Origin of the sequence: Streptomyces sp. NPDC058457 (assembly GCF_042720695.1) — a bacterium.
Taxonomy (GTDB): Bacteria; Actinomycetota; Actinomycetes; order Streptomycetales; family Streptomycetaceae; genus Streptomyces.
The window spans coordinates 35,896-60,489 of the sequence record NZ_JBHXLU010000052.1 but is presented as its reverse complement, the minus strand read 5'-3'; the positions used below and the strand labels follow the sequence as shown (position 1 = coordinate 60,489).

General features: G+C 71.6%; 17 protein-coding genes. 8 read left to right on the top strand and 9 right to left on the bottom strand.

The features are described from left to right. The first annotated feature begins 223 nt into the window (after window positions 1–223). A complete protein-coding gene (locus ACFWPS_RS32935; RefSeq protein ID WP_383711751.1) occupies window positions 224–1,975 on the top strand; it encodes a hypothetical protein in 1,752 nt (583 codons plus the stop codon). A gap of 121 nt (window positions 1,976–2,096) precedes the next feature. Here ACFWPS_RS32935 and ACFWPS_RS32930 read toward each other — a convergent pair whose 3' ends face one another. Together ACFWPS_RS32930 and ACFWPS_RS32925 are read right to left on the bottom strand one after the other, a co-directional pair. Beyond that, window positions 2,097–3,590: a sensor histidine kinase gene (locus tag ACFWPS_RS32930; RefSeq protein WP_383711700.1), complete on the bottom strand. Its 1,494-nt coding sequence runs from the start codon at window positions 3,588–3,590 to the stop codon at window positions 2,097–2,099. Continuing rightward, on the bottom strand, window positions 3,587–4,360 hold the full coding sequence (locus tag ACFWPS_RS32925; RefSeq protein ID WP_383711697.1) for a response regulator transcription factor: 774 nt from the start codon (window positions 4,358–4,360) through the stop codon (window positions 3,587–3,589). The genes ACFWPS_RS32930 and ACFWPS_RS32925 overlap by 4 nt, the downstream gene beginning before the upstream one ends. A 563-nt stretch (window positions 4,361–4,923) precedes the next feature. Between ACFWPS_RS32925 and ACFWPS_RS32920 the strand changes: the two genes are divergently transcribed. Genes ACFWPS_RS32920 through ACFWPS_RS32905 form a run of 4 tightly spaced genes read left to right on the top strand, consistent with a single transcriptional unit; the run spans window position 4,924 to window position 10,821 of the window. After that, window positions 4,924–6,549 carry an IucA/IucC family protein gene (locus ACFWPS_RS32920; RefSeq protein WP_383711694.1) on the top strand — a complete coding sequence of 542 codons (1,626 nt, stop codon included), beginning with the start codon at window positions 4,924–4,926 and terminating at the stop codon, window positions 6,547–6,549. Between the two features lie 17 nt (window positions 6,550–6,566). Beyond that, window positions 6,567–8,315 (top strand): IucA/IucC family protein, encoded by a 1,749-nt coding sequence (locus tag ACFWPS_RS32915; protein WP_383711691.1) that lies wholly within the window; start codon window positions 6,567–6,569, stop codon window positions 8,313–8,315. Then, window positions 8,312–9,523: a type III PLP-dependent enzyme gene (locus ACFWPS_RS32910; RefSeq protein WP_383711689.1), complete on the top strand. Its 1,212-nt coding sequence runs from the start codon at window positions 8,312–8,314 to the stop codon at window positions 9,521–9,523. The genes ACFWPS_RS32915 and ACFWPS_RS32910 overlap by 4 nt, the downstream gene beginning before the upstream one ends. Further along, window positions 9,520–10,821, top strand: coding sequence for an MFS transporter (locus tag ACFWPS_RS32905; RefSeq protein ID WP_383711686.1), 1,302 nt, complete (start codon window positions 9,520–9,522; stop codon window positions 10,819–10,821). Before ACFWPS_RS32910 ends, ACFWPS_RS32905 begins: the two co-directional genes overlap by 4 nt. Window positions 10,822–10,845: 24 nt before the next feature. On the opposite strand, the gene ACFWPS_RS32900 is transcribed toward ACFWPS_RS32905, so the two are convergent. The 6 genes from ACFWPS_RS32900 to ACFWPS_RS32875 form a co-directional block, all read right to left on the bottom strand. After that, window positions 10,846–11,157: a hypothetical protein gene (locus ACFWPS_RS32900; protein ID WP_383711684.1), complete on the bottom strand. Its 312-nt coding sequence runs from the start codon at window positions 11,155–11,157 to the stop codon at window positions 10,846–10,848. A gap of 45 nt (window positions 11,158–11,202) precedes the next feature. Further along, window positions 11,203–13,419, bottom strand: coding sequence for an ATP-dependent acyl-CoA ligase (locus ACFWPS_RS32895; RefSeq protein WP_383711748.1), 2,217 nt, complete (start codon window positions 13,417–13,419; stop codon window positions 11,203–11,205). A 363-nt stretch (window positions 13,420–13,782) separates the two neighbouring features. Beyond that, window positions 13,783–15,027 (bottom strand): NADH:flavin oxidoreductase/NADH oxidase family protein, encoded by a 1,245-nt coding sequence (locus ACFWPS_RS32890; protein WP_383711682.1) that lies wholly within the window; start codon window positions 15,025–15,027, stop codon window positions 13,783–13,785. A 271-nt stretch (window positions 15,028–15,298) separates the two neighbouring features. Next, entirely contained in the window at window positions 15,299–16,324 is a 1,026-nt protein-coding gene (locus ACFWPS_RS32885) for an MASE1 domain-containing protein (RefSeq protein WP_383711679.1), read from the bottom strand. A 102-nt stretch (window positions 16,325–16,426) separates the two neighbouring features. Continuing rightward, a complete protein-coding gene (locus ACFWPS_RS32880; protein ID WP_383711676.1) occupies window positions 16,427–17,761 on the bottom strand; it encodes a PP2C family protein-serine/threonine phosphatase in 1,335 nt (444 codons plus the stop codon). 244 nt (window positions 17,762–18,005) lie between these two features. Next, window positions 18,006–19,268, bottom strand: coding sequence for a prolyl oligopeptidase family serine peptidase (locus ACFWPS_RS32875; protein WP_383711673.1), 1,263 nt, complete (start codon window positions 19,266–19,268; stop codon window positions 18,006–18,008). Between the two features lie 212 nt (window positions 19,269–19,480). Between ACFWPS_RS32875 and ACFWPS_RS32870 the strand changes: the two genes are divergently transcribed. Both ACFWPS_RS32870 and ACFWPS_RS32865 read left to right on the top strand, forming a co-directional pair. Continuing rightward, complete coding sequence (locus tag ACFWPS_RS32870; protein ID WP_383711671.1) at window positions 19,481–20,200, top strand: TetR/AcrR family transcriptional regulator; 720 nt, start codon at window positions 19,481–19,483, stop codon at window positions 20,198–20,200. A 170-nt stretch (window positions 20,201–20,370) separates the two neighbouring features. Further along, window positions 20,371–21,756 (top strand): MFS transporter, encoded by a 1,386-nt coding sequence (locus ACFWPS_RS32865; protein ID WP_383711668.1) that lies wholly within the window; start codon window positions 20,371–20,373, stop codon window positions 21,754–21,756. 89 nt (window positions 21,757–21,845) lie between these two features. On the opposite strand, the gene ACFWPS_RS32860 is transcribed toward ACFWPS_RS32865, so the two are convergent. Continuing rightward, window positions 21,846–22,910, bottom strand: coding sequence for an alpha/beta fold hydrolase (locus ACFWPS_RS32860; protein WP_383711665.1), 1,065 nt, complete (start codon window positions 22,908–22,910; stop codon window positions 21,846–21,848). A gap of 286 nt (window positions 22,911–23,196) precedes the next feature. Between ACFWPS_RS32860 and ACFWPS_RS32855 the strand changes: the two genes are divergently transcribed. Then, the gene (locus ACFWPS_RS32855; protein ID WP_383711662.1) at window positions 23,197–24,447 is read left to right on the top strand and encodes a serine hydrolase domain-containing protein; all 1,251 of its coding nucleotides are present in this window, start codon (window positions 23,197–23,199) and stop codon (window positions 24,445–24,447) included. Window positions 24,448–24,594 lie beyond the last annotated feature (147 nt).

Below are 24,594 nucleotides of genomic sequence, written 5' to 3'. Positions count from 1 at the left end.
CTGGGCAATTTCACGCAAACCGCTTACCGACTACACCCTTGTAGACGTCAGGTGAACTGTAGATGATCGAACAGGGGCGTCCATTCGTCCCTGCCCTGAACGGTGGATGCGTGAATCCCGTGCACGGGGCGGTCGGACGAACCTCCGGCTCGGCACGTGTGGTTGCCGCCCAGCGGGGGTGAGACAGAGGAGGCAGTTCTTGGCTGACACCCATCGTGGCGGAATGGGCGTCGAGATCCGCCGTCGTACCGCGACGCACCCGGCGGCACCGCCCCCGGCCCGGGCGTCGGCCCTCGGTGTCCCGGACGCCGGGCCCCGGCAATGGCACCGGGGTATGACCCTGGTGGCCACGATCAGCCTGTTCATCGGCACGCGCGCCGCCTGGACGACCGCGATGGCGTCGAGCCCGCCGGTCGCCGGTGTCATCTCCGTCTGCTACGCCTCGATCCTCGTCTGCGCCGTCCTCAGCCTCCTCGTACGCGGCCGCCGGGCGCTGATCAGGGTCGACGTGGCCGTGCTGGTCACCGCCGTCGCCCTGGTGAGCTGCGGCTACCTGCTCGATCACGCGGGCAGCGACGAAGGCGTGCTGACCGCGCAGGCCGCGAGCGCGATCCTGCACGGGCATCCGGTCTACGGCCGGCCGTGGCCCTGGTTGTTCGCCACGCACGGCGTCGGGATCACCAAGACCATGTCCGGCGGCGCCGACTACACGTACGGCTATCCGCCGCTGACCGCCCTGCTCGCCGCACCGGTGTACGCCGTCCTCCACTCGACGGCAGCCGCCACCCTGGTCCCCACCGTCGCGCTCCTGGCCTCCTCGGTTCTGCTGTGGTTCCTGCTGCCGGCGCCCTGGCGGCCCGCGGCCACGGCCGTCTGCCTCGGTTTCGGCCTCCTGCCCCACTACGCCTACTCCGGCTACCCGGCCATCACGGCCCTCGCCCTGCTCGTCCCCGTCGTGGTCCGCTGGCCCAGCACGGGCGAGGGCGGCCGCCTGGACGCGGGGGGCGTACTGCGGGCGGCCTGTCTGGGCGCCGCCTGCGCCGCCCAGCAACTCGCCTGGTTCCTCGCCCCGTTCCTCCTGATCGGCCTGTACGCCGTGCGGCGCGGCGAACTCGGCCCCCGGCGCGCCCTGGCGGTCACCGCCCGCTACACGGCCACCGCCGCCCTCACCTGGTCCGCGGCCAACGCGTACTTCGCCGTCCAGGACTTCCCGGCCTGGCTGAACGGAATCCTGCTGCCCCTGGAGCAGAAGGCGATCCTGCACGGTCAGGGCGTGATGGGTATCTCCTACTACTTCACCGACGGCAGCAGCCGCCTCGACTACTACTCCTACGGCAGCCAGCTGCTCCTGCTGGGCCTGCTCGCGGCCACGCTGCTGTTCGTCCGGCGGCTGGGCCCGGCCCTCACCGTCCTGCCGTGGATCGCGTTCTACCTGGCCACGCGTTCCCAGGACGGCTACTTCCTGATGATGACCCCGCTGTGGCTGGCGGCCGCCGCCACGGTCCCGGCCACCGCGTTCGCCACCGCCTGGCAGCCACGCCTGCCCCGCCTCACCGGCCACCGCGCCAAGGCCGTCGTCGCGGCCGCGCTGCTCGCTCCCGCTCTCGCGTGCGTCGTGATCGCCGCCGCGAGCCCGCCGCCGCTGCGCATGAGCCTCGCGCCGCGCTTCGCCAGGCACGGGTCACGTGTCGGTGTCACCACCATCGACGTCCGGGCCGTCAACACCACCGGTACGGCACTCGAGCCGCACTTCGCGAGCCGCACCGGCCAGGGCGCCTCCAACTGGTGGACGATCGCCTCGGGTCCCGCCGTGCTGGCCCCGCACGCCACCGCGGAGTACCGGGTGGAACCCGAGGGAGGGTTCCGCGCGATGCCCGGTGGCCAGGGGCCGGGGAGCTATCTCATCGCCGTCACCGGCACGCCGATGACGATCACCTCCGCCCATATCCCGGCCGCCACTTCCGCCGTCCGGTAAGGCGGTCACCTTCCGTCGCGGCGGCAAGGGCGGGGGGCGAGGGGCCGTGCCGGACCTCGTTGTCGACGGCTCGGTCTCGGCGTGCCCCGCGGGAGCCTCCCTTCGACCGCATGACCGGCAGTCATGGGTCTCCGCCCGAGACGGTCCCGGTGATCGGCCGGTTGCCTGTCGCGCTGTTGTTGCGCAGTGGTGGGGTCCTGCGATGGGCCGCCGAGTGGGTCCGGGCGCGGACTGCCGGCACGGGCCGCAGCTTGACGACGGCGTCCAGGCCGCCACCTGGCGCCGCGTTCAGGACGACGTCTCCACCGCCGGCCTGGGTGAGCCGCTGAACCATGGAAAGGCCCAGGCCGGTGCCGTCATGGCGGGCGTCGGCGGCACGCCAGAAGCGGTCGAAGGCCCGTTGCCGGTCGGTTTCGGCCATGCCCGGGCCCTGGTCGATCACATGCAGGTGGACCGTGCAGCCGTCGTCCGCCGTTGCGGTGGCGGTCGCCAGGGTGATCGTGGTGCCGGGCGGGGAGACGCTCAGCGCGTTGGACAGCAGATTGTCGAGGATCTGTTCGAGTGCGCCCGCGACCGCCCACACCTGGCCGACTTTCGCGCCGGCCACCGTGATGCCGACGCGCTGATCGCCGGCGAACGCAGTCCAGGTGGCCGCGCGGTCGGCGACGACGGCGTCGAGGTCCACGATCTCCGGGGTGATCGCCGAGTTCTCCAGCCGGGCAAGGGCGAGCAGCCCCTGAACCATGCGGCTGAGGCGGGCGACCTCGTCGATCGCGTCGCCGAGACTGTCCTGGGCGCAGGCGGCGAGGTGGGGCTCGAAGTTCTCCAGACGCAGCCGCAGCGAGGTCAGGGGAGTCTTGAGCTGGTGCGATGCCTCGGACGCGAAGGCCTGCTGGGCGTGGAGCAGGTGCTGGAGCCGGGTTGCCGTGCGGGTGAACGCGGCCGTCACCCGGCGTAGTTCGGGTGGTCCGCGGTCGGTGGCCGGAGGGTCGGTCAGGCGGCCGTCGGCAAGTTGCGTCGTGGCGCGTTCCAGAGCACGCAGAGGGCGGGTGATCCAGCGGGCGAGCGCGAAACCGATCAGCGCGACCACTGCCAGCACGCCCAGGCCGACGATGCCGAGTGCGACCCAGGTGGCATGCACCTTCTTGGCGATCGGGGTCAGCGGGTAGAGGGTCCGGACGACGCAGGGGACAGTGTCGCCGGACCCGCCCGGCACGGTCGCGAACAGGACCTTGACGCCCGGGACGAGGTCGTCGCGGATCCCGGTGGCGGGACGGTCGTGGAGGGCGGTGGCGATGTCCGGCTGGGAGGAGAGGTTCCTGCCCACGGCGACGGCGTCGGCGGAGTCGGTGAGGACCGTGCCGCCCCGGTCGGTGATGACCACACTGCTGCCGGTGCGCCGGGCGTAGTCGCGGGCGAATTCCGGCAGGTCCGACGCCCGCCCGTGTTCGAGTTTCTCCTCGCACACGGAGGCGAGCGTGACCGCGCCCAGCTCGGCGGTGTGGGAGAAGCGGTTCAGCTCGTTGCGGGCGTAGACGAAGCCGAAGGGAACTTCCAGGGCCAGCAGGACGAGCCCCATGAGGCTGAGGTAGCTGAGCAGCAGACGGCGCGTCATCGGACGCCTCTGCGGGGCTGATCCGGTGCGGCCGGGGCCGGGGCCGGGGCCGGGTCGGGGCTTGTGGGCGGAACAAGACGGAACCCGATGCCGCGGATGTTCTCGATCCAGGAGGGGTCACCCAGTTTGCGGCGCAGGGCGGCGATGTGCACGTCGAGGGTCTTCGTGGGGCCGAAATAGTCCGGCTCCCACACCGTGTCGAGGATCTGCTGGCGGGAGAAGACGGCGCCGGGATCCTCGGCGAGGCAGAGGAGCAGGGAGAACTCCTTGGGAGCCAGGGCGACCGGCACCCGGCCCACGCGGACCTGACGGGTTCGGCGGTCGACGCTGAGGGGACCGATCCGCTGGGCGCCGGACTCACCGGCCGGGTCCCGGCCGCCGGAGGCTCCTGTCACCGGATCGCCCGCGTCGCCGGGCACGGCCCGGGTGCGTCGAGCCACGGCCCGGATCCGCGCCACCAGCTCCCGGACCCCGAACGGCTTCGACACGTAGTCGTCCGCGCCCAGTTCCAGACCGAGCACCCGGTCGGCCTCGGAATCCCGCGCAGTGATCATGATGATCGGGACCGCGGAGCGGGCTCGTAGCTCCCGGCAGACGTCGATGCCGTCCATGTCGGGGAGCCCCAGGTCCAGGAGCACCATCGCCGGCTCCGCGGCGGACAGGCCGTCGGCACCGGTTCGCGCGTGCTCCACGGTGAACCCGAAACGGCCCAGTCCCTCCAGCAGGGGCTCGGCCACCCGGTCGTCGTCCTCGATCAGCAGCAGATGCATGCCGACAGGCTCACAAACAGCAGCCCTGCCGTGCTGTACAACCGCCGCACTATTCCCTCGTATCAGTGACCCCTCGGGTTTCTCATGTGACGGCGTCACGCACGAGGTCATCGATGGACGCGCGCGGAATTCAGCCGGATGGCGCACTCTCGGACGAGGGTGGTACCAGGACATCCAGTGTGTTGCCAGCTCCTGGTTAGGAAATGGTTAAGAAACGGAACGTCAGGCCCGCCGAGATTCTGCGGAAGCGTGTGCTGCAGGCAGGAGGAAGTAGCCCATGACCTGTGACTTGCCGCGTGGCAGGCATGGCCGCTCCGTGCTGTGGACCCTGGTTGTGCGGCCGCCGAAAGGCCGCGGCAGCACTCATGCGAGGTCCTGGTTTTCTGGCGTTTCAGGGTTTTCGCCGCGGGGTTTTATGGAAACCACCTGTATTTCCGCTTGATTGGCGCTTACGCGCCTTCCCGTAGTGTCCGACGTGCGGTCCGATTCAGGTCCGCCGCGTGCTGGAAAAACCACTCGACTTCCGGGAATCCGCCATGCCCTCAGGTACCCCGAACACGTCCATGAGTCCTCCGCTCCCGCATGGAAGGGGTGAGGGGATTCCCGAGAGGACGATCGACGAACTGCGGCGGGTGCGCCCGGATCTGGCGGAGCCGTTCGCGGCAGCCTTCCCCGGAGCACGGGCCACCGTCCTGGGGCGGCTGTGGGGCGCCCTCGCACGGGAGCCGCTGCCCGGCGTGACCGCCCGGCAGCGCGAGGCGGACACACTCGTCGTGACGCTGCGGAACGGTGACCGGCTCACGGCACCTGACGGGTGTGCCCGGCGGTTCGCCCGGACGCCCGGTGACTTCACCGTGTCGGGGCCCGCGGGGCCGGTTCGCGGGCCGGCCCAACTCCTCGCCCGGCTGGGGCTGTCCGGGTCGGCCGCGGGCCGGCTCGCCGCCGAGCTGGACAACAGCGTCATCAACCTCGCACTGGCCCGCGCCGCGAATCCCGAAGGGCCCGGCAGGCTGTGCGATTCGGCCGACGCGGAGCAGGCGGTGGTCGACGGTCACCCGCAGCACCCGTGCTGCCGTACCCGTACCGGCATGTCCGTCGCCGAGGTCCTGGCCTACGCGCCCGAGCACCACCCGGTGGTCGAACTGGCCCTGCTGCCCGTCCCGGCCGACCGCTGGCAGGGCGCGGGTACCTGGCCGGCCGAACTGCGGGACGGCGACACGTTCCTGGTTCCGGTCCACCCCTGGCAGCGGGACCACGTACTGGCGCGCCACCGCGACCTCGCCGTGACGGGGCGGACGGTCCCGGCCCGGCCACTGCTGTCGCTGCGTACGCTCGCACCGGTGGCCGATCTGCCCGGCTGCCACATCAAGACCGCCCTCGACGTGCAGGTCACCAACTACCGGCGGACCATCTCGCCGGCGGAGGCGGCCGACGGACCGGCCCTGTCGGATCTGGTCTCGGCCGTCGTCGACAAGGCCGGGTTCGGTGCGAACCTGCGGGTGCTCCGGGAGCTGGGCGGCGGCGCGGTCCGGGTGGGTGGGCGAGCGTCCGGCAGCCTGGCCGCGATGCTCAGGGAGTCCACCGACTCCCACCTGGGCGACGGTGAGATCGCCGTCCCGCTGACGGCGGTGCACGCGACCGGCGCGGCCGTCGTGGCGGGTGATCCGGTGCGCTGGCTGCGGGACTTCGCCACGCTGGTGCTCCCGCCCGCGCTGACCCTGCTGTCCATGGGAGTCGCGCTGGAGGCCCACGGCCAGAACACCCTGGTCGTCCTTCGGGACGGGAAGCCGGTACGCGTGCTCTACCGGGACCTGGACGGGGTCCGGGTCAGCCCGCGCAGGCTCGCCGCCTGGGGATTCACCCTGCCACCCCTCGCCGGCACCCGGGCCGGCGACGACCCGGACGCGCTGCGCACCAAGCTGTTCGGCGCGCTGCTCAGCGGGGTCTTCAGCGAACTGGTCGACGTCCTCGCCCGCACCCGTGCCCTCGACCCCGGGACGCTGTGGGAGACGGTGGCCGAGGCCGGCCGCCGGGCGTACGCCGAACTGCCCGACCACGGGGACGAGGCCGTCTTCTTCGGGGACAGCCTGCCCTTGAAGGCCACCATCGCGATGCGTCTGGCCGACGACCCCGGCAAGGCCCAGTGGATTCCCATCCCCAACCCCCTCACCCGGTACCGCCCCTTCTGACGCACTGGAGCCACCCCATGACCACCTCCGCCCTCGCGCCCGGCACCACGACCGCGGCACGGACCGATCAGCCGGACGAGACCGCCGGCGCCGTCACCGCCCACACCCTGCTCAACTGCCTCGTCCGCGAGGTGTCCGCTCCCGAGCACCAGGTGACCGTCGACCACGACCACCTCCTGCTGCGCCTGCCGCACCGGGACCTTCTGCTGCGGGCCCGGCTGCGCCGGGTCTCGATGATCGGCGCCCACCGCTTCGAGGGCCCCGTCCAAAGGCTCCAGGACGCCGCATGGGCCACCGTCGACTGGCGCGAACTGGCCGGTTACGTCCAGGAGGAACTGGAACTGCGCACCGGCACGGCCAACGACGAGTTCCTGGACCAGGTCGCCGACAGCCACGAGACTATCCGCACCACCCTGGAACACCGCACCACCCTGGAACACCGCACCACCCTGGAACACCGCGCCCGTCCGGCACCGCAACCGGACCTCTGTCCCGACCTCTATCTGGCTTCGGAGCAGGCGCTGGTGTTCGGGCACCGTTTCCACCCCACGCCCAAGGCCCGCAGCGGGGACCCGGCGGACTGGCTGGCGTACGGACCGGAGGCCGGAGCCCGTATCCGCCTGCACCACCTGGCCGTACGCCGCGAACTGGTGCGGGAGGAGGGGGAGCCGGGCGAACTGGACAGGCTGTGTCCGCCGGTGGACCCGGAATACGTGACGCTCCCGGTGCATCCCTGGCAGTTCCGGTTGTTGCGCGGTCACGAGGCGCTGTGTGCGGCGATGGCGGACGGCGCCGTCGTGGACACGGGCGTCAGCGGGCCCGAATGGGTGCCCACCGCGTCGGTGCGGACGCTCTACCAGCCGGACGCGGACACCTTCCTGAAGTTCAGCCTGAACGTCCGTATCACCAACTGCCTGCGCAAGAACGCCAGTTACGAACTGTCGGGTGCCGTTGCGCTGAACCGCCTGGTCCAGCCCGTCATGACCCGGCTCGCCGACCGCTTCCCCGGCTGCGCGCTGCTCGCCGAGCCCGGCTACCGCACAGTCGCCGTCGGCGGCGACACCGACCTGGCCGAGGGTTTCGGCGTCATCGTGCGCTCCGGCCTGCGTCCCCACCTCCGTCCGGGCGTGACCCCGCTGCTCGCCGCCGCGGTCGCGGACGAGTACCCCACCAGCCGGGCCCACGTCTCCCACCTGCTGGCCCGAGGCGACGGAGACCTCCTGGCATGGTGGGAGGCGTATCTCGGGCTGCTGCTGCCACCCGTGCTGGCCGCGTACTTCGAACACGGCATCGTCCTGGAACCCCACCTGCAGAACGTCGTCGTCGGCGTGCGGGCGGACGGCATGCCCGCGCAGATGCTGTTCCGCGACCTGGAGGGCACCAAGCTCCTGCCCCGTCATCATGAGCGGTTTCTGTCCACGCTGCCGGAGGACGTCCGCGGACCGTTGACCTACGACGCCGAACGCGGCTGGAACCGGGTCGCGTACTGCCTGCTGGTCAACCATGTCGCCGAGGTGCTCGGCGCCCTCGCCGACCTCCGGCCGGCGCTGGAACCCGCGCTGTGGGGCCTGGTCCGTGACCGCATCGACGCATACGCCCGCAGCGCCGGCGAACCGCCCCGTCTGCGTGCCCTGCTCTCCGGCGTCCCGCTGCCCGCCAAGGCCAACCTCCTGCTGCGCTGGGCCCGCCAGGCCGACCGGCACGCCCACTACGTTCCCCTGCCCAGCCCGCTCGGCGCGGACTTCCCCCGCGAGGTGATGCCGTGAGGCCCGCACTTCTGCACCAGGTCGGCCGGTTGGCCGACGACGACCTGCCCGCCTACCTCTACGACCTGCCCGGCCTGCGCGAGCACGTCCGCGCCATCCGGGCCGCGCTGCCCCGCCGCGTCGAACTGCTGTATGCGGCGAAGGCCAACTCCGATCCCCGCCTCCTGCAGACCCTGGCCGAGCACGTCGACGGGTTCGAGGTCGCCTCCGGCGGCGAGATCCGCCACGTCCGCGGCCTCTTCCCCGAAGCGCGGATCGCCTTCGGCGGCCCCGGCAAGACCCCGGCGGAACTGGCCGAGGCCCTGGACGCCGGCGTGGAGCGCCTGCATGTCGAGAGCGAACACGAACTGCGCACGCTGACGACCCTGCTGGGCGACCGCACGGTCGACGTGCTGCTGCGCGTCAACGTGCCCGTGCTGCTCCGTTCGGTCTCCCTGGTCATGGGCGGCTGTCCCAGCCCCTTCGGCCTGGACCCCGCTCAGCTGGACCGATGCCTGCAGGTCATCACGGCCGACGGCCGTATCCGGCTGCGCGGGCTGCACGTCCACGTGGCCAGCGGCCTCGACGCGCGCGCCCACCTGGCCCTCGTCGCCCAGGTCATGGCCTGGGCGGACCGCTGGGCACACCAGCAGGGGATCGCGCTCGCCGAGGTCAACATCGGTGGCGGGATGGGCGTCGACTACACCCGTCCCCACGAGGTCTTCGACTGGGCCGCGTTCGGTGTCGGGCTGTGCCGGACGCTGGAGCGCCATCCCCGTGTCACGCTGCGGATCGAACCGGGTCGCTCGGTCACGGCCTACTGCGGCTGGTACGTCACCCAGGTCCTGGACGTCAAACGCAGCCGCGGCCAGGCGTTCGCCGTCCTCCGCGGTGGCACCCACCACCTGCGCACACCGGCCGCGAAACAGCACGACCAGCCCTTCGAGATCATCCCCGACCAGTCCTGGCACCACGCCTGGCACCGCCCGGAGGTCCGCGGCGAGCCGGTGACACTGGTCGGGCAGCTCTGCACACCCAAGGACGTCCTGGCCCGCCGCGTCATGGTCGACCGGCTGCGGACCGGCGACCGGATCGCGTTCGCCATGGCCGGCGCCTACGCGTGGAACATCTCCCACCACGCGTTCCTCATGCACCCCCAGCCGACCTTCCACCACGTCGACGACCTGGACGCGCCCGTCGCGGACGCGTACGCGGGCCGGCCGGCATGAGCCTGCAGTGCCGCCCGCCACGCGGCAGAGAGCACGGTTCGGCGCTCGCCACCCTCACCGTCCGGGCCTTCCGCCGTTACCTGCTCGGCCAACTGACCTCCAACATCGGCACCTGGATGCAGCGAGCCGCCCAGGACCTGCTGGTCCTGCAGCTGACCGGCGGCAGCGGCAGGGCGGTCGGCATCGTGACCGCACTGCAGTTCCTGCCCCAGACCCTGTTCGGCCTCACCGGGGGAGCCCTCGCCGACCGCTACCCCGGACGTCGGCTGCTGCTGATCACCCAGACCACCATGGCGGCGCAGGCACTGCTGCTCGGCGTCCTGACCGTCACCGGCACGGTGAGCCTGCCGTCCGTCTACGCCCTGGCCGCGGCCCTCGGCACCGCCACCGCCGTGGACGGTCCCGCCCGCAACGCCCTCATATCGGACCTGGTCGTCCGCGAGCAGGTGGCCGCCGCGGTCAGCCTGAACTCCGCCCAGTTCAACGTCGCCCGCATCCTCGGGCCCGCCGCCGCGGGCCTGACCGCGGCCGCCGTCGGTACCGGCCCGGTGTTCCTGATCAACGCGGTCTCCTATCTGCCGGTCCTGTACGGGCTGTCCACCATCGCGTCCGGTGAACTCCGCCACCCCGACCCACGCCACCCCGGCGACAAACGCCTGACCGACGCCTTCCGTCACATCACCACCACACCGGAACTGCTCCTCCCGATCACACTGATCGCCGTCGTCGGCACCTTCGGGCTCAACTTCCAGGTCACCATCTCCCTCGTGGCCGTCACCGTCTTCCACTCCGGCTCGGCGGCCTTCGGCTACCTCTCCGCCGCCTATGCCGCGGGCGGCCTCGTCGGCGCGCTCCTCGCCGCCAACGGGAAGCAGCCGCCCACCGCACGACGTCTGATCACGGCCACGGTCGCCTTCGGCGTACTGGAGGCGGCGCTGGGCCTGATGCCCGGCTACGGCACGTTCATGGCCCTGCTGGTCCCCGTCGGCTTCGCCGCGGTGATCGTCACCACGACCGCCAACGCCCTGACACAGCTGTACGTCGACCCGCACCTGCGTGGGCGCGTGCTGTCCGTCTACTTCCTCGTGCTCCTGGGCGGCACCCCCGTCGGCGCCCCCCTCGTCGGTGTCGTCGCCGACGCCTTCGGCCCCCGCTCCGCGCTGCTCCTCGGCGGTGTGATCTCAGCGGCGGCCGCACTCGCCCTCACGGCCTGGAGCACCAGGCGCCCCGGACCGAACCGGCGGCGAAAGGCGACAGGCCCGGTCGGCGCGCCACTCGCCGGGGCTCGCGACGGCTGAGGCGTGGCCGCCGCAGCCGTTGCGTCAGCGGTATGTGTGCGTAGTCGGCGATGTCCAGACCCGTCGCCGCGATGTGCCGCTGGGTGAGGAGTGCGAGGAGGGCGTCGGGTCCGCCGAAGTCGAGCGGCGCCAGGGTGCCAGGTGTTCCCGGGTCGCCCGGTTGTAGTTGTCCGCCAGGTCGGCGAAGGCGGAGCGGCCGAAGTGGTCACCGGCGACGAGGACGATGCGGCGGGCGTCCCCGAGGACGGCAGTGGCCGGCAGCCTCTCGGTGGCACATTCGGCACCCGGGCGGCGGCTGTAGGGGACCTCGTACGCCCCCGTGATCACGGCAGCCACCCGATCTCCCGGTTCCGTCGGTCATATGACGCCCTGCGGACCAGGTCAGCGGGACAGGACATACCCCGCCGCCTCTCGGTCCCAGGTCCCGGACGTCACCCCGCGGTCGCGCAGGACCGACTTCCGCACCTTGCCGTTCTCGGTGAGCGGCAGTGCGTCGACGATGTCGATGTACCGGGGAACGGCGAAGTAGGCGAGCCGCTTCTCGCAGTGCCGGATGATCTCGACCGGATCGAGTTCGTGTCCGGGCCGCACCACCACGGCCGCCATGACTTCGTCTTCCGCGAGATCGGAGGGGACCGCGTAGACGGCTGTGCTCTCGACCGCCTCGTGCAGCGCGATGACCTGCTCCACCTCGAAGGACGAGATGTTCTCGCCCCGGCGCCGGATCGCGTCCTTGATGCGGTCGATGAAGCGGAAGGTGCCGTCGGCCTCCCGGAACACCCGGTCCCCGGTGTGGAACCACAGGTTGCGCCATGCCTCGACCGTCTTGTCCGGCAGCCCGAAGTACCCGGTGGCGAAGGCGTACGGCTGCCTGCTGCGCAGCACCAGCTCCCCTGGCGTGCCGTCCGGAACCTGCTGGTCGTGTTCGTCCACGACCATGGCCTCGAAGTCGTCCTGCACGCGCCCGAGCGAACCCGGCCGCACGGGGTCGACCGGTCCGCTCGCGACGCAGTTCGTCTCGGTCGATCCGAAACCCTCCGTCAACTGCACGCCGAACCGGCGCTGGAACGGCTCGCAGAGCTCGGCCGGGGTGGCCGGGGACAGGGCGCGCCGGATGCGGTGGGCCGAGTCCTCCGGTCCGGCGGGTCGCGAGTACAGGATCTTGATCATGGCGCCGAGGAGGTAGGTGACGGTCGCCTCGGCCTCCGCGGCCTCGGCCCAGAACTGTGAGGCGGAGAAGCGGCTCCCCAGCACGAAGGTGGCACCCGAGACCAGCGCCTGCATGAAGGTGTTGAGCGCGTTGGTGTGGAACAGCGGGAGACAGGTGTACAGGACGTCGTCCTCGGCGATGCCGAGTTGCTCGGTGACGTTGATGCCCCACCAGTAGAACTGGGCGTGCGGGCAGCACACGCCCTTCGACGGGCCGGTGGTTCCGGACGTGTAGAGGATGGCCATGGTGTCACCGGGGCCGACCTCGGCCGGCGGCAGCGGAGCCGTGGCGGGAGGCAGGGGTTCCACCGGGTAACCGGCCGGGGCGTCGGCCGGGACGGCTCCGACGGTCCAGACCGTCTCCAGTGTCCCAGGGCGCTCGATGATGGCGAGATGCTCGACCAGGTCGGGTTCCGCCACCAGGATCCGGGCGCCCGAACCGGTCAGCGCGTGACTCAGGGCCTGGCCCCGGACCGCGGCGTTGAGCGGCACGGCCACCGCGCCGAGCCATGCGCAGCCGAGAACGAGGTCGAGGAGTTCGATCCGGTTGCGGCACAGCATGGCCACCCGGTCGCCGCTCTCGACTCCCTGACCGGCGAGCAGGCCGGCCATGCGGGCGGCCTGTTCGCGGACTTCCCGGAAGCTGCGCCGCACCGCGCCGATGCGCACCAGCGTCTTGTCCTCGTAGGTCTGCGCCTGTCGGTCCAGCAGACTCGGAATCGTGCATTGTGTGATCGGCAGGCCGCGCAGTCGGGCTCGCGGGGACGGGCGGATGTCGGACACGGTCACAGGAACACCTCGGCTTTCACTGGACGAGGAAGGGACGGTGGGCCTTGGGAGACCGCGCGGGTGCCGTGGTGCGCTTCGGCGTCGTTGTGCGTGCTCGCTCACCATGCCAGTGGAGGCTGTCCGGCCCGCGGGAACGGGGCGCTTGACCGTCTCTCGGGCGAAGAAGACGGTGATCGCGCCGAAGCCCATCAGGTGGAGGGCGATCGGCCAGGCCGCTCCGGTGGCCGCCGGCAGGGCGGTGGCGATGAGGGGTGACAGACCGCCGGCGAACACCGCGGCCAGCTCGTGGCCGAGCGCCATCCCACTGTATCGGGATGTGCTGCCGAACAGTTCGGTGAAGTAGCTGGGCTGGGTACCGATCATGGCGCCGTGACAGAGGCCGACCGCGACGATCAGCGCGAGCCAGACGAGGACCGGGTTCCCCGTGTCCATGAGCCAGAAGAACGGGAACGCGAACAGGACCAGGGCGATCGAGCCCGTCAGGCAGACCGGGCGGCGTCCGACGCGGTCCGAAAGGGCTCCGAACCCGACCATGGAGAACGCTTCGACGGCGTTCGCGACGACGATTCCGGGGAGGAGGAGGTTACTGCTGACTCCTATGTGCTTCCCGTACGCGAGCGAGAATCGTCACCGAAGGCCGGCTCGCCCTGCACATGCCGGTCCCGACCTCGGTCCGCAGCCGGTAGCGGTTCCGACGGAACCGCACCGCCGAGGCCGGTAGGGACGCACCGGCAACGCCCCCCAGAGGGAGTGCCGTTGAGGTACGGGCTTGCCGACGGCAGCCATGCGCTGCCTCGGCCGTCCACTCGTCGTACCGGAACCCTTGGGCAGGACGGTTCCCGACGTCGGTTCCGCCACGGCGGGGCGGCGGGACCCGGTGCCGAGCGCGTGACGACAGACCGGAAGGGCCCCAGGTGGTCGCGGCGAGCGACGAGTACCTGGGGCCCTTTCGGCACGCCACGCCTACGCGGCGCCCTGTGCCGCGGACAGCCAGGCGCGGTAGCGGCGCAGGGCCCGGCGCTGCCTGCGCTGCTCGGAGATGAGGGCGAGCGCCGGGTGGGTGCGGGGCGTGGGGCGGCTTCCACGGGCGATGCGGCGCATCTGGTGGCGGACCTGTGCCATGCCGGCGGCCGAGGCGAGGGCCTTGTCCGACCACGTCACCGGACGAAGCTGCGCGTCCGCATCGCGCCCCTGGCGCCAGCGGTCGGGCAGGTCCGGGGTGACGGCGAGGGCCGTGCCCATCCCGGTGAGCGCCACGCCACTGTCGAGGACCTTCTCGGCGGTGGCGCGCCGGGTGATGCCTCCGGTGAGCATCAGCGGCAGTGGGCTGCTCTTGACCAGGTCCTTCGCCAGATCGAGGAAGTACGCCTCGCGGGCCTGGGTGCGCGCGTCGGCGGGGCGTCCCGCCATCGCCGGGCTCTCGTAGCTGCCGCCGGAAAGCTCGACCAGGTCGACGCCGAGCGGTGCGAGCATCTCGATCACCTGGCGGGCGTCGTCGGCGTCGAACCCGCCACGCTGGAAGTCGGCGGAGTTGAGCTTCACCGCGACCGCGAAGGCCGGGGAGACGGTGGCGCGGACCGCAAGGACGACGTCCAGCAGCATCCGGGCCCGGTTCTCCAGGGATCCACCCCACTGGTCGGTGCGCTTGTTGACCAGGGGGGACAGGAACTGCGACAGCAGGTAGCCGTGCGCGGCGTGGATCTCCACACCGTCGAAGCCCGCCTGCTCGGCGCGCCGGGCCGTGACCGCGTACCGGGTCACGGTGGCCTGGATCTGCTCGGGCGTCATGGCCACGGGACGGCCGAAACGGCTGCTGTGCCTGCCCAGGTCGACGGCGACCGCGGACGGGCCCCACACGACACCGGGCATGTCGGACCCGATCTGGCGGCCGGGGTGGTTGATCTGCATCCAGATCGCCCCGCCGCCGGCTTTGCCGGCCCTGGCCCACTCGATGAAGGGCTCCAGCGGCGCGGCCTCGTCGAGTACCACGCCGGCCGGACCGGTCAGCGCCTCGGCGTGGACCATGACGTTGCCGGTGATCAGCAGCCCGGTGCCGCCGGCGGCCCACCGCCGGTACAGCTCGAACAGTACCTTGTCCGGGAGCTGGCCGTCGGCGGCCATGTTCTCCTCCATGGCCGCCTTCGCGATCCGGTTGTTCAGCACCTGCCCGGAGCGCAGGGACAACGGCGAGAACAGCTCGCTGGTCATCCGGGTTCCCCTCTCGATCTCAATCTCGACCACCTACGATGTATGCAGCGTTCACATTAGGATGGCAATGTGGGCGACGTAAACATCAATCGGTGTGACCCGTGTCGCAGGCGGGTGGCGCAGTGCCCGGTCGACTGCCGGGCCCGGGCCGACTTCGCCCTGCACGGCAGGCGGCCGCAAGGACGCCACGCCGGACCGGTGCACATGATCGGCCCGTCGGTGTGACGGAGAGGCGCGGCCGGCCTGCCGTCGTTCCGCAGGGCGTGTGCGGTCAGGGCGGTCTTCCTGGGTGTCCGCCGGGCTCCTTCCCGTCGTCCTCGGTGCCGGCGTCCGCAGGGGGCAGCGCGGGGTAGCCGCCTGCGGCGATCCTGGCCACCATCGCGGCGAGCTGCCCGCAGGCTCGCGCGATCTCCCGCTGCGTCGCGTTGCGCTCGCTGACGGCCGCCGCGACGAGCAGTGCGGTGAGTGCGGAGGAACCGTTGAACGCCTGCAGGGTGATCATGGCGGTGAGGAGGTCGCGACCGGCGAACGGGCCGGCCCCCCGGGCGGCCGCGACGACCGCGAAGGTCGACACGACCAGGGCGCAGGGCGCCGACCCGGCCAGTTGGAAGCGGAAGGCCGCCCAGATCAGCAACGGGAAGCCGAGGAACATGAGGGGGGTGCTGCCGGTCTCCAGGAGGCCGACGCCGTACGTGGCCGCGACGAGCAGCAGCGCCTCCGCCCAGCGGGAAGCCGGCACGCCCTTCGGCCGGCGTGCCGAGCGCAGCACGAGCAGGACCGGCGTCACCACCAGGACGCCCATCGCGTCGCCGGTCCACCAGACCGACCAGGTGGGCCAGAACCGGTCGGCGGTGAGTGCACCGGCGAGTGCCAGGGTCGCGCTGCCCGTCGTCGAGCTGACCAGCATCCCGGTGAACGCACCCAGAAAGATCAGGGCGAGCGCGTCCCGCAGCCGGTCCAGTTCGACACGGAATCCGGTACGGCGCAGCAGTACGTACGAGCAGACGGGCGCCAGGGTGTTGCCCGCCACGATCCCGATGACGGCCCAGACCGACGGCCCGAGGGAGACGTTGACCAGGAGCGCGCCGAGCGCGATCCCCGGCCAGACCCGCGGGCCGCGCAGGAGCAGGCCCGCCAGGGCGATGCCGGTCGGTGGCCACAGCGGGGTGACCTGGCGGCGCACCAGTTGCTGGAGGAGCCCCAGCTTCGCCGAGCCGTAGTACAGCGCCGCGACGACGAGGATGTCGAGGGCGGCCACGCCGCCGCGCCGGAGCCGTTCACGCCGGGCGACAGCCATCGGGCGACCTCCGCATCGACATCGCCCCGAGATCCATCATCCGCCGGATCCGCCCGATCCTCCACGGCACCGTTGAGCTGGACGTTCGGCGGCGCCGGCGGGTCAGGCGCACGGGGTGCGCAGGGCGAGCACGGCCATGTCGTCGTGCCCGTCGCTCGGATGGTGGTCGGCCAGTGCCCGGACGAACTCCTTCAGCGGCAGGTCGGCGTACGCGGTGGCCAGAGCGGTGAGGTCGTCGAGGCTCGCGTCGATGGGCCGGTCCGGGCGCTCGATCAGCCCGTCCGTGAAGAAGACCAGCGTGGCGCCCGGGGGGACGAAGCGGGAGTGGTCGGGGCGGGGCTGCTCGGAGTCGACCCCGAGGGGCAGCCCGGGCTCGACGAACAGGTACTCCGCCCGGTGCCCGGGGGTGATGAGCAGCGGCGGGACGTGGCCCGCGCTGCTCCACCGGAGCCGCCAGCCCGGCCCGTCCGGCTCGATGCGTGCCAGGGTCGTGGTGGTGACGGGATTGTCCGTGATGGCCTGCAGGGTGCGGTCGAGCTGGGCGAGCACCGCACCGGGCGGCCCGCCCCCTTCGAACAGCAGTGCGCGCAGCATGTTGCGGATGGAGGCCATGGCGGCCGCGGCCCTGAGATCGTGACCGACCACGTCGCCGATGACGACGGCGACGACGTTGCCGGGCAGGGGGATCGCGTCGTACCAGTCCCCGCCGAGCCGGCTGGGCTCGGCGGCGGGCCGGTAGACGGCGGCGGCGGTGAACGGCCGGAGGTCGGGCAGCTTGGGCAGCAGCAGGCGCTGGAACTGCTCGGCTCCGATGCGCACCCGTTCGAACAGGCGGACGTTCTCGATCGCGATGCCGGCGGCGCCGGCCAGGGCCAGGACGACGCTCTCGTCGTGGGCGTCGAAGGGCCGTCCGTCGCGGCGCTCGGACAGGTAGAGGTCACCGTAGACCTCGCCGCGGACGCTGATGGCGACGCCGAGCAGGGTGCGCAGGTGCGGGTGGCCGGGCGGGAATCCGACGGACGACGGATGGGCCGTGATCCGTTCGACCCGCAGGGGCTCGGGGTGGCGGATCAGGTGCCCGAGGACCCCCAGACCGCGCGGGAACTCGGTCCCGGCCAGGTCGGCGTGCTCCTGTTCGGACAGACCGGCGGAGATGAACTGCTCCAGGTGGTCTCCCGACTCGTCGAGTACCCCCAGTGCCCCGTAGCGGGCGCCCACCAGGTCCATGGCGGTGGTCACGATACGGTCCAGTACCGCGGGCAGCTCGACCTCCCGGCTGATGGCGACCACCGCGTCCAGCAGGCCCTGCAGCCGGTCCATGGCGGTCAGCAGGGCGTGCAACTGGTCGTCGATCCGGCCCAGTTCGGAGCGCAGGCGCAGATGCAGGTCGGGGAGGTGGGGCTCCCTCTCGGGTCTCCCTTCCCCGGTTCCTGACATCACGAGTGTCCGGTGGCGGAAGGTCCGGTCGCGGTCACCTTCAGCCGACGATCGTCGCTCCGGATCGACGTCGTCGGGTCCGCCCACGCGATCGAGCGGTGCATTCCGGCCTCCTGGCGCGTCCCTGCGCCACCGTTCCACCGTGGCCACAGCAAGAACGAACAAACAGTCTATAAGGTTATATATCGGACCACGGAACGGCATGTTCAAGCGCCGGCGCCTGCCTCCGGCCGCATCCCGCGGATCAGGAAGTGTGGCCTGCCAGGAAGTCGGTGATGTGGCTCATCGTCTCCTTGGTGGACCAGGGCTTCGCGTCGCTGCCGGCCGTCGAGGTGCTCGACGAGGCACCGGAGAGGGCCGCCACGCTGAGGTCGCCATGGCCCGCCCCGGTGAGCACCACACGCTGGGCGTCGACGCCCTTGTCCTTGAGGGCGGTGAACAGGTTCAGCGTCTGGCTGGGGGAGACCAGGGGGTCGGCGCTGCCGTGCATCAGGAGGAAGGGCGGCGTCGAGGAGGTGATGTGGGTGGCCGGGTCGGCTGCGGCCACCTGGCTGGTGTACTGCGCGACGGACTTGGTGGTCCCGGGGCCGTAGACCCACTGTGCGGCGGAGTTGCCCGCAGCGTAGTTGCCGTCCTTGGCGGCCTGGTCGTAGTCGGCGGCGAGCTGCGACAGGTTGGCGGGGCCGAACTCGTCCACCACGCCCTGGACCGCGCTGCTCCGGTCGAGGTGGTCGCCGACGTCGTACTTCGGGTCGCCGCTGGTGACGCCGGTCATGGCGGCCAGGTATCCGCCGGCCGACTGGCCCCAGACGAAGACGTGGTCCGTGTCGATGCCGTAGGTGTCGGCGTTGGCGCGCAGGTAGCGGATCGCGGACTTCACGTCGGCGAGGGCGTCCTTGTAGGTGGCGCCGCCGGTCGTGGTGCGGTACTGGACGCTGGCGACCACGTAGCCCTGGTCGGCGACGTAGGTGCGCTGGTCCAGGTTGCCGGTGCGGTCCGCCATCACCCAGCCGCCGCCGGTGAGGTAGACGACCAGGGGCTTCTTGCCCGAGCTCTTCGGTACCTGGATGTCGAGTTTCAGGTCGGTCTTGGTGCCGTGTGTGGTGGGTGAGGAGTAGGTGATGTCGTCGGTGGTGGTGATCGCCGACGTGTCACAGGTGATCGCCGGGCCCGCCGGGTCGATGACCGTGCTGGTGCTGTTGTCGGTCTTCTTGATCGTCTTTGCCTGTACGAGGTTCGTGGTGCCGCCGCCCGGCTTTCCGGACGGCATGCCGCTGGGCATGCCGCTGCCCTGACCCGGTCCCGCTCCCGCCGTGGACGTCGGGCACGAGGAGGGCGACGCGGACGTGCCGGCGGAAGCGGCCGAGGTGTCGTCCTCCCCGCAGCCGGCCAGGACGGCCGCGGTCATGAGGGTGACCGTCGCCACGGCGGCGATCCGCATCGGGTGCCGGGGCCGCCGCCGCTGCTTCCCCTCGCCGTGGTCTGCGGCCGCATCGTGTCCATGCATCGCGTCTTCTCCCGCCGGTGTCGAATGGAGGCCGATCCGGAGATTGAATCTCCGTTTCGTCGTGCGGTCACCGTAACACGAAACGGAGATTCAATCTCCGGTCGATGTGGTGGCGGTTCGGGCGACAGTCCTGCCCGTGCCCCCGACCTGCGGAGGGTGCGGTCGTACGATGTGCCGGACGATCGCGCGCTCCTGGAAAGTGAGACCTCTGCATGGCGGGACCCTCCGCATCCGGTGCGGCCGGCGGCCCCGGCGGGGCGAGTACGCCCAGGCCGCGGCGTGATCGCGAGCTGAACCGCCGCAAACTCCTCGCCGCCGCCCGGGAGGTGTTCCGCGACCGCGGCCTCAAGGCGACGCTGGACGACGTGGCCCGCCATGCCGGGGTCGGGGTGGGTACGGCGTATCGCCACTTCCCCAACAAGCAGGCGCTGATCGACGAGCTGGTCGACGACATGTTCGCGCGGGTGGAGGAGGCCACGCGGGCCGGTGCGGAGGACGCCGACGCCTGGCGCGGGCTGGCGGTCGGTCTGGAGCGGGTGGCCGAACTGCAGGCCCTCGACCGCGGTCTGCGCGAGGTCGTGTTCCACGGCGGCCGCGCGGCACCGGTGGGGCTGCGGTACCAGGAGCAGATCAGGCGCAACGTCGACCTCACGGTCGAACGGGCCAAGGAGCAGGGCGTGCTGCGCGCCGACGCGGAGCCCTGGGACCTCGTCATGATCCAGCAGATGCTGGCCGCGGTCACCGAGCGGAGCGGACAGCCCGACCTGTGGCGGCGCTATCTCAGGCTGCTGCTCGACGGCCTGCGAGCCGTCCCTGACCAGGCGGAACCGCTGCCCGGCGGGCACTTCGGCCGGGGGCCGGACGCGCCGGGACCGGGCTGGACCGGCCCGCCGTCGCCGGGTACGGACGCCCCGGGCTCGTCGCCCGCCTGAGCGAAAAATCCTCCGGCTTCACTCTTGACGGCGCTCCCGCGACCCCCACACACTCATGGCCGCGGTCAATGAAGAAACCTTCACTTGACGAACAAGCGCGCCGGCAGCCGTGGCAGATCCGCCCCCGTGCTGCGACCGAGTCGCGTACGAACCGCACTCCTGGAGCCCCCATGACCTTCCACGGCACACCCATGTCTCCGCCCGACACACCCCGCCACACCCTGCGCACCGTCGCCCCGGTCCTCGCCCTGTGCTGGCTCGCGGTCTTCTTCGACGGCATGGACGTCAACATCTACGGCGCCGTCCTGCCGCACATGCTGGAGGACGGCGGCCTCGGACTCGGCAAGGCCACCGCCGGAACCATCGGCAGCTGGACCACGTTCGGCATGCTCGTCGGAGCGCTCACCGCCGGAAACATCACCGACTGGGTCGGCCGCAGGCCCGTGCTCGTGGTCAGCGTGAGCCTCTTCTCCGCCGGCTCGGCCGTGTGCGCCTCGGCCGCGAACCCCGCGCTGTTCGGCACCGGCCGGTTCCTCGCCGGCCTCGGGCTCGGCGGGCTGATGCCGCTGTGCCTCGCCATCGTCATGGAATTCGCCCCGCCCCGCCGACTCGCCCTGGCGACCGGCCTGCTGATGACCAGCTACCACGTGGGCGGAATGGCCGCCACCGGCCTCGGCCTGACCCTCGCCCCGGCAGCGGGCTGGCGCTGGGTGTTCTGGGCCGGCGTGATCCCCGCCGTGATCGCCGTACCGCTGCTGCTCAGGCTGATGCCCGAGTCGCCGGGTGTCCTGCTCGCGCAGGGACGGCGGGACCGGGCCGACGCGACGGCCGACCGGTACGGACTGCCGCGCGTCACCCGGGTCGCGGCCCCGGCCGCGGGGGCGAAGGGCCGCCTGGACGCGGTGCGCGCCCTGTTCGCCCCCGAGTCCCGCTTCGCCACGCCGCTCCTGTGGCTCGCGTCCTTCTGCGGTCTGCTCCTGGTCTACGGCGTGAGCACCTGGCTGCCGCAGATGATGCTGGCCTCCGGCTACGGCATGACCTCCTCGGTCAGCTTCCTGCTCGTGATCAACGCGGGTGGAATCGTCGGCATGCTGATCGCCGGCCGCACGGCCGACCGCTACGGCGCGGTGCGCGTCTCGGCGATCTGGTTCGTCCTCACGGCGGCCGGCGCGCTGCTGCTCCAGGCGCACCTGTCGCTGGCCGTCACCTACGTCGTGGTCGCCGTCACCGGGATCTGGCTCTTCAGCGCGCAGGTCATGGTCTACGCCGCCACCAGCAGCGTCTACCCGGAAAGCGCACGGGCCACCGGGCTCGGCTGGGTGACCGGGGTCGGCCGCAGCGGCGCGGTGCTCGGTCCCTGGCTGGTCGGCACACTGGCCGACAACGGCCACGACAGCTGGGGCTTCACCGTCTTCGCCCTGGCCGGGCTGGGCGGCGCGATCGCCATCGCCCTCGTACCGCTCGCCCGGCGAGCGGCCCGGGCAGCCGACCCCGACCCCGCTCCGCCGGCCGCCCCGGTGCGCGGACCGGTACCGGAAGCCGACGGCCAGGCCTGAATCCTTCGCCGGTGCCGTCCGCGCCGGCGGCCGTACCAACTTCCGTGCGGCGGCGAGCCGTTGCTCGCCCCCGCCCCGCGTCCGCGTGCTCAGCCTGCCGCAGGCCCGATTCCGGCTGGATCCTGTCCGAGGAATTCCCGGAGCACGGTGGTCATTTCCTCGGGCGCCTCGAAAGGCCAGAAGTGGCCGGAGTCGAAGAGGTGCACGGCACTTCCCCGCGGGAGTCGCGCGAGGACCTGCGGATCGGTGTAGAACTCGCGGGGCTGGACCGGGTCGTCGGCACCCTGCAGAAGCAGGACCGGACATGTCCACCGGGGAATGAGCCGGGTGCGTCGCTCGATCCATTCCTGGCGGAACGAAGACGAGTGGAAGTAACGCGGGACGGCGGTACTGATTCCCTGGTAGCCGAATTCCTGCACGGTGCGGACGAGGTCAGGGCTCCGCACCGGGCGCTCGGTGAGCAGGGTGTAGGCCAGGGCCACGAACCGCCGGGCGTCGGCCAGCGTGCCGGGAGCGTCGGGCGAGGTGAAAAGGGCCTCCTGCGGGTGCAGGTCGGGGTGGAGATGCCAGAGGTGCTGCTGTCCCCGGCCGTAACGGACGACCCGATGTCCCATGCGGGCGACGAGGTGGTCTCCCACCGGAGTTCCCCTGTCGTGCGTGACCAGGCTGAACCGCTCGATCCGAAGCCGGTCCAGGAGGGCTTCGAGCTGGATGGCGACTCCCTCCTGGCGGAAATCCCCCGTGCCCTTCTCCGACTGGCCGTAGCCCTTCAGATCGACGGCCAGGCAGCGGTGTTCGGTGCCGAGGGCCTCGAGTGCGTAGTGCCACTGCCACCAGGAGTCGGGTACGCCGTGCAGGAAAACGACGACAGGGGCGTCGGCCGGGCCGCATTCGACGTAGTGCCAGCGCACGGTATCGCCGTCACCGGGAGCGTCCGCGAAGCGGTGCGTGACGGTGACGGCGCCCAGTTTCTCCTCGTCGCCGTCCGCGTCGGGTGCCCGGGGCGGGGTCTTCGGCAGTTCGGCCAGGAGTGCGTCGACCCCGGACAGCCGGCCGGCCGCGTCGTCCAGTCCCGCGCGGATGCGCGGCGGAGGCGGCGTGTACGCGGGCGGGGTCGCGTCAGGAGACATGGCGGATGACGTGGCGGATGACATGGCGAAATCCTCCAGAATGCTTCGGCTCGGGCGGCGGTACGCGGCTGCACCGGTGGTTCCGGATGACCAATGGGTAAACGGTCAGATTTGATTGAATCCTCAGATTGGTGGCGGGTCAAGGGACCGGGTGGTGGGTGGCCGGCGGTCGCCAGCGGTGGCCGGCGCACGCACGAGGGGGGGTACCTACACCCCTCATTCGGAGGGAAGTCCCATCCTCACGCGTCTCCGGTTCCGGTTGGCTGGTGGCCGTCACCGACCGACACCCAGAGCAACGGGGGATTCGAACATGCTGATGCCGTCGTCGAAGAGGGCCGGGGCCGCCATGCTGGCCACAGCGCTGCTCGCGCTGGCCTCACCCCTGACCGCGACCGCCGTCACCGCCGGACACCGTCCGGCCGCGCGGCACTCCTACGGCGAGTCCGCGCTCCGGCGGGACCTGGCGGCCGTACGGCAGGCCGGGGGAGGCGAGGTGAACGTGCTGGCCAGGGTCGACCGGGCCGACAGGGCGCCGCTCATGGCCCGTATCGGCACCCGGACCGCCGGCTCCCCGGACCCGATCCCGTGGAACGCGCACTTCCGTGTGGCGAGCACGACGAAGACGTTCACGGCGACCGTGGTCCTCCAACTCGCCGCGGAGAGGCGGCTGTCGCTGGACGACACCGTCGAGCACTGGCTGCCGGGGGTCGTCTCCGGCAGCGGCAACGACGGCAGCCGTATCACCGTCCGCGACCTGCTCCGCCAGACCAGCGGTCTGTACGACTACGTCGACGACCCGGAGATCCAGGACCGGCTGATCAACCACTTCGACGAGAACCGCTACGACACCACCCCCGCGGCCGATCTGGTCGCGGTGGCGATGAAGCACCGGCCGCTGTTCGTACCGAAGCCCGGCGCGGCCACCCGGTGGGCCTACTCCAACACCAACTACCTGCTGGCCGGGATGATCGCCGAGAAGGCCGGCGGCGCGAGCTGGCCGGACCTGGTCGAGCACCGGGTGATCGCGAAACTGGGACTGCGGAACACCACCGTTCCCGGCCTCGACCCCTACCTGCCCGCCCCGTATGTGAACGCGTACCTGACGACCGCCGACGGCAAGCGCCTCGACGTCACCGAGCACAGCTTCCAGCACACCGCGGACTCCGGAGTGGTGAGCACCACGGCCGACCTGAACACCTTCTTCCGCGCCCTGGCCGGCGGCCGGCTGCTCCCTGCCGAGCAGTGGCGCGAGATGCGGCAGACCGTCGAGCGGACCGACGACCCGGAGGACGTCGCCGAGATGCCCGAGGGCACCTACGGCCTCGGGCTGCGTAAGATCCCGCTCTCCTGCGGCGGTTACTACTACACCCACGAGGGCGACGGGGCCGGCGTCAACACCCGGCCCGCGGTGAGCGCGGACGGCCGGCGCGCGGTGACCGTCTTCCTTACGACCACGTCCGCACCACCGGACCTGGCCGCCCTCAATCGCGCGACGGGCGTCCTCGTCGACCATGCCTTGTGCGCCGGGCCCGGCGCGGAGGCGGGGGCGCCGACGAGCTGAGCGGTTGGCTGGAAGCGCCGTGCCATGCCGTTGTTCGTCCGCGGCGCCGTCGTGGCTGGTCGCGCAGTTCCTCCCCCAGCCTTCGGCCGGGGGTACCCCCAGCGCCCCTTTGGGGGCGCTGCTGGCTGGTGTTTTCGTGATCGCCGC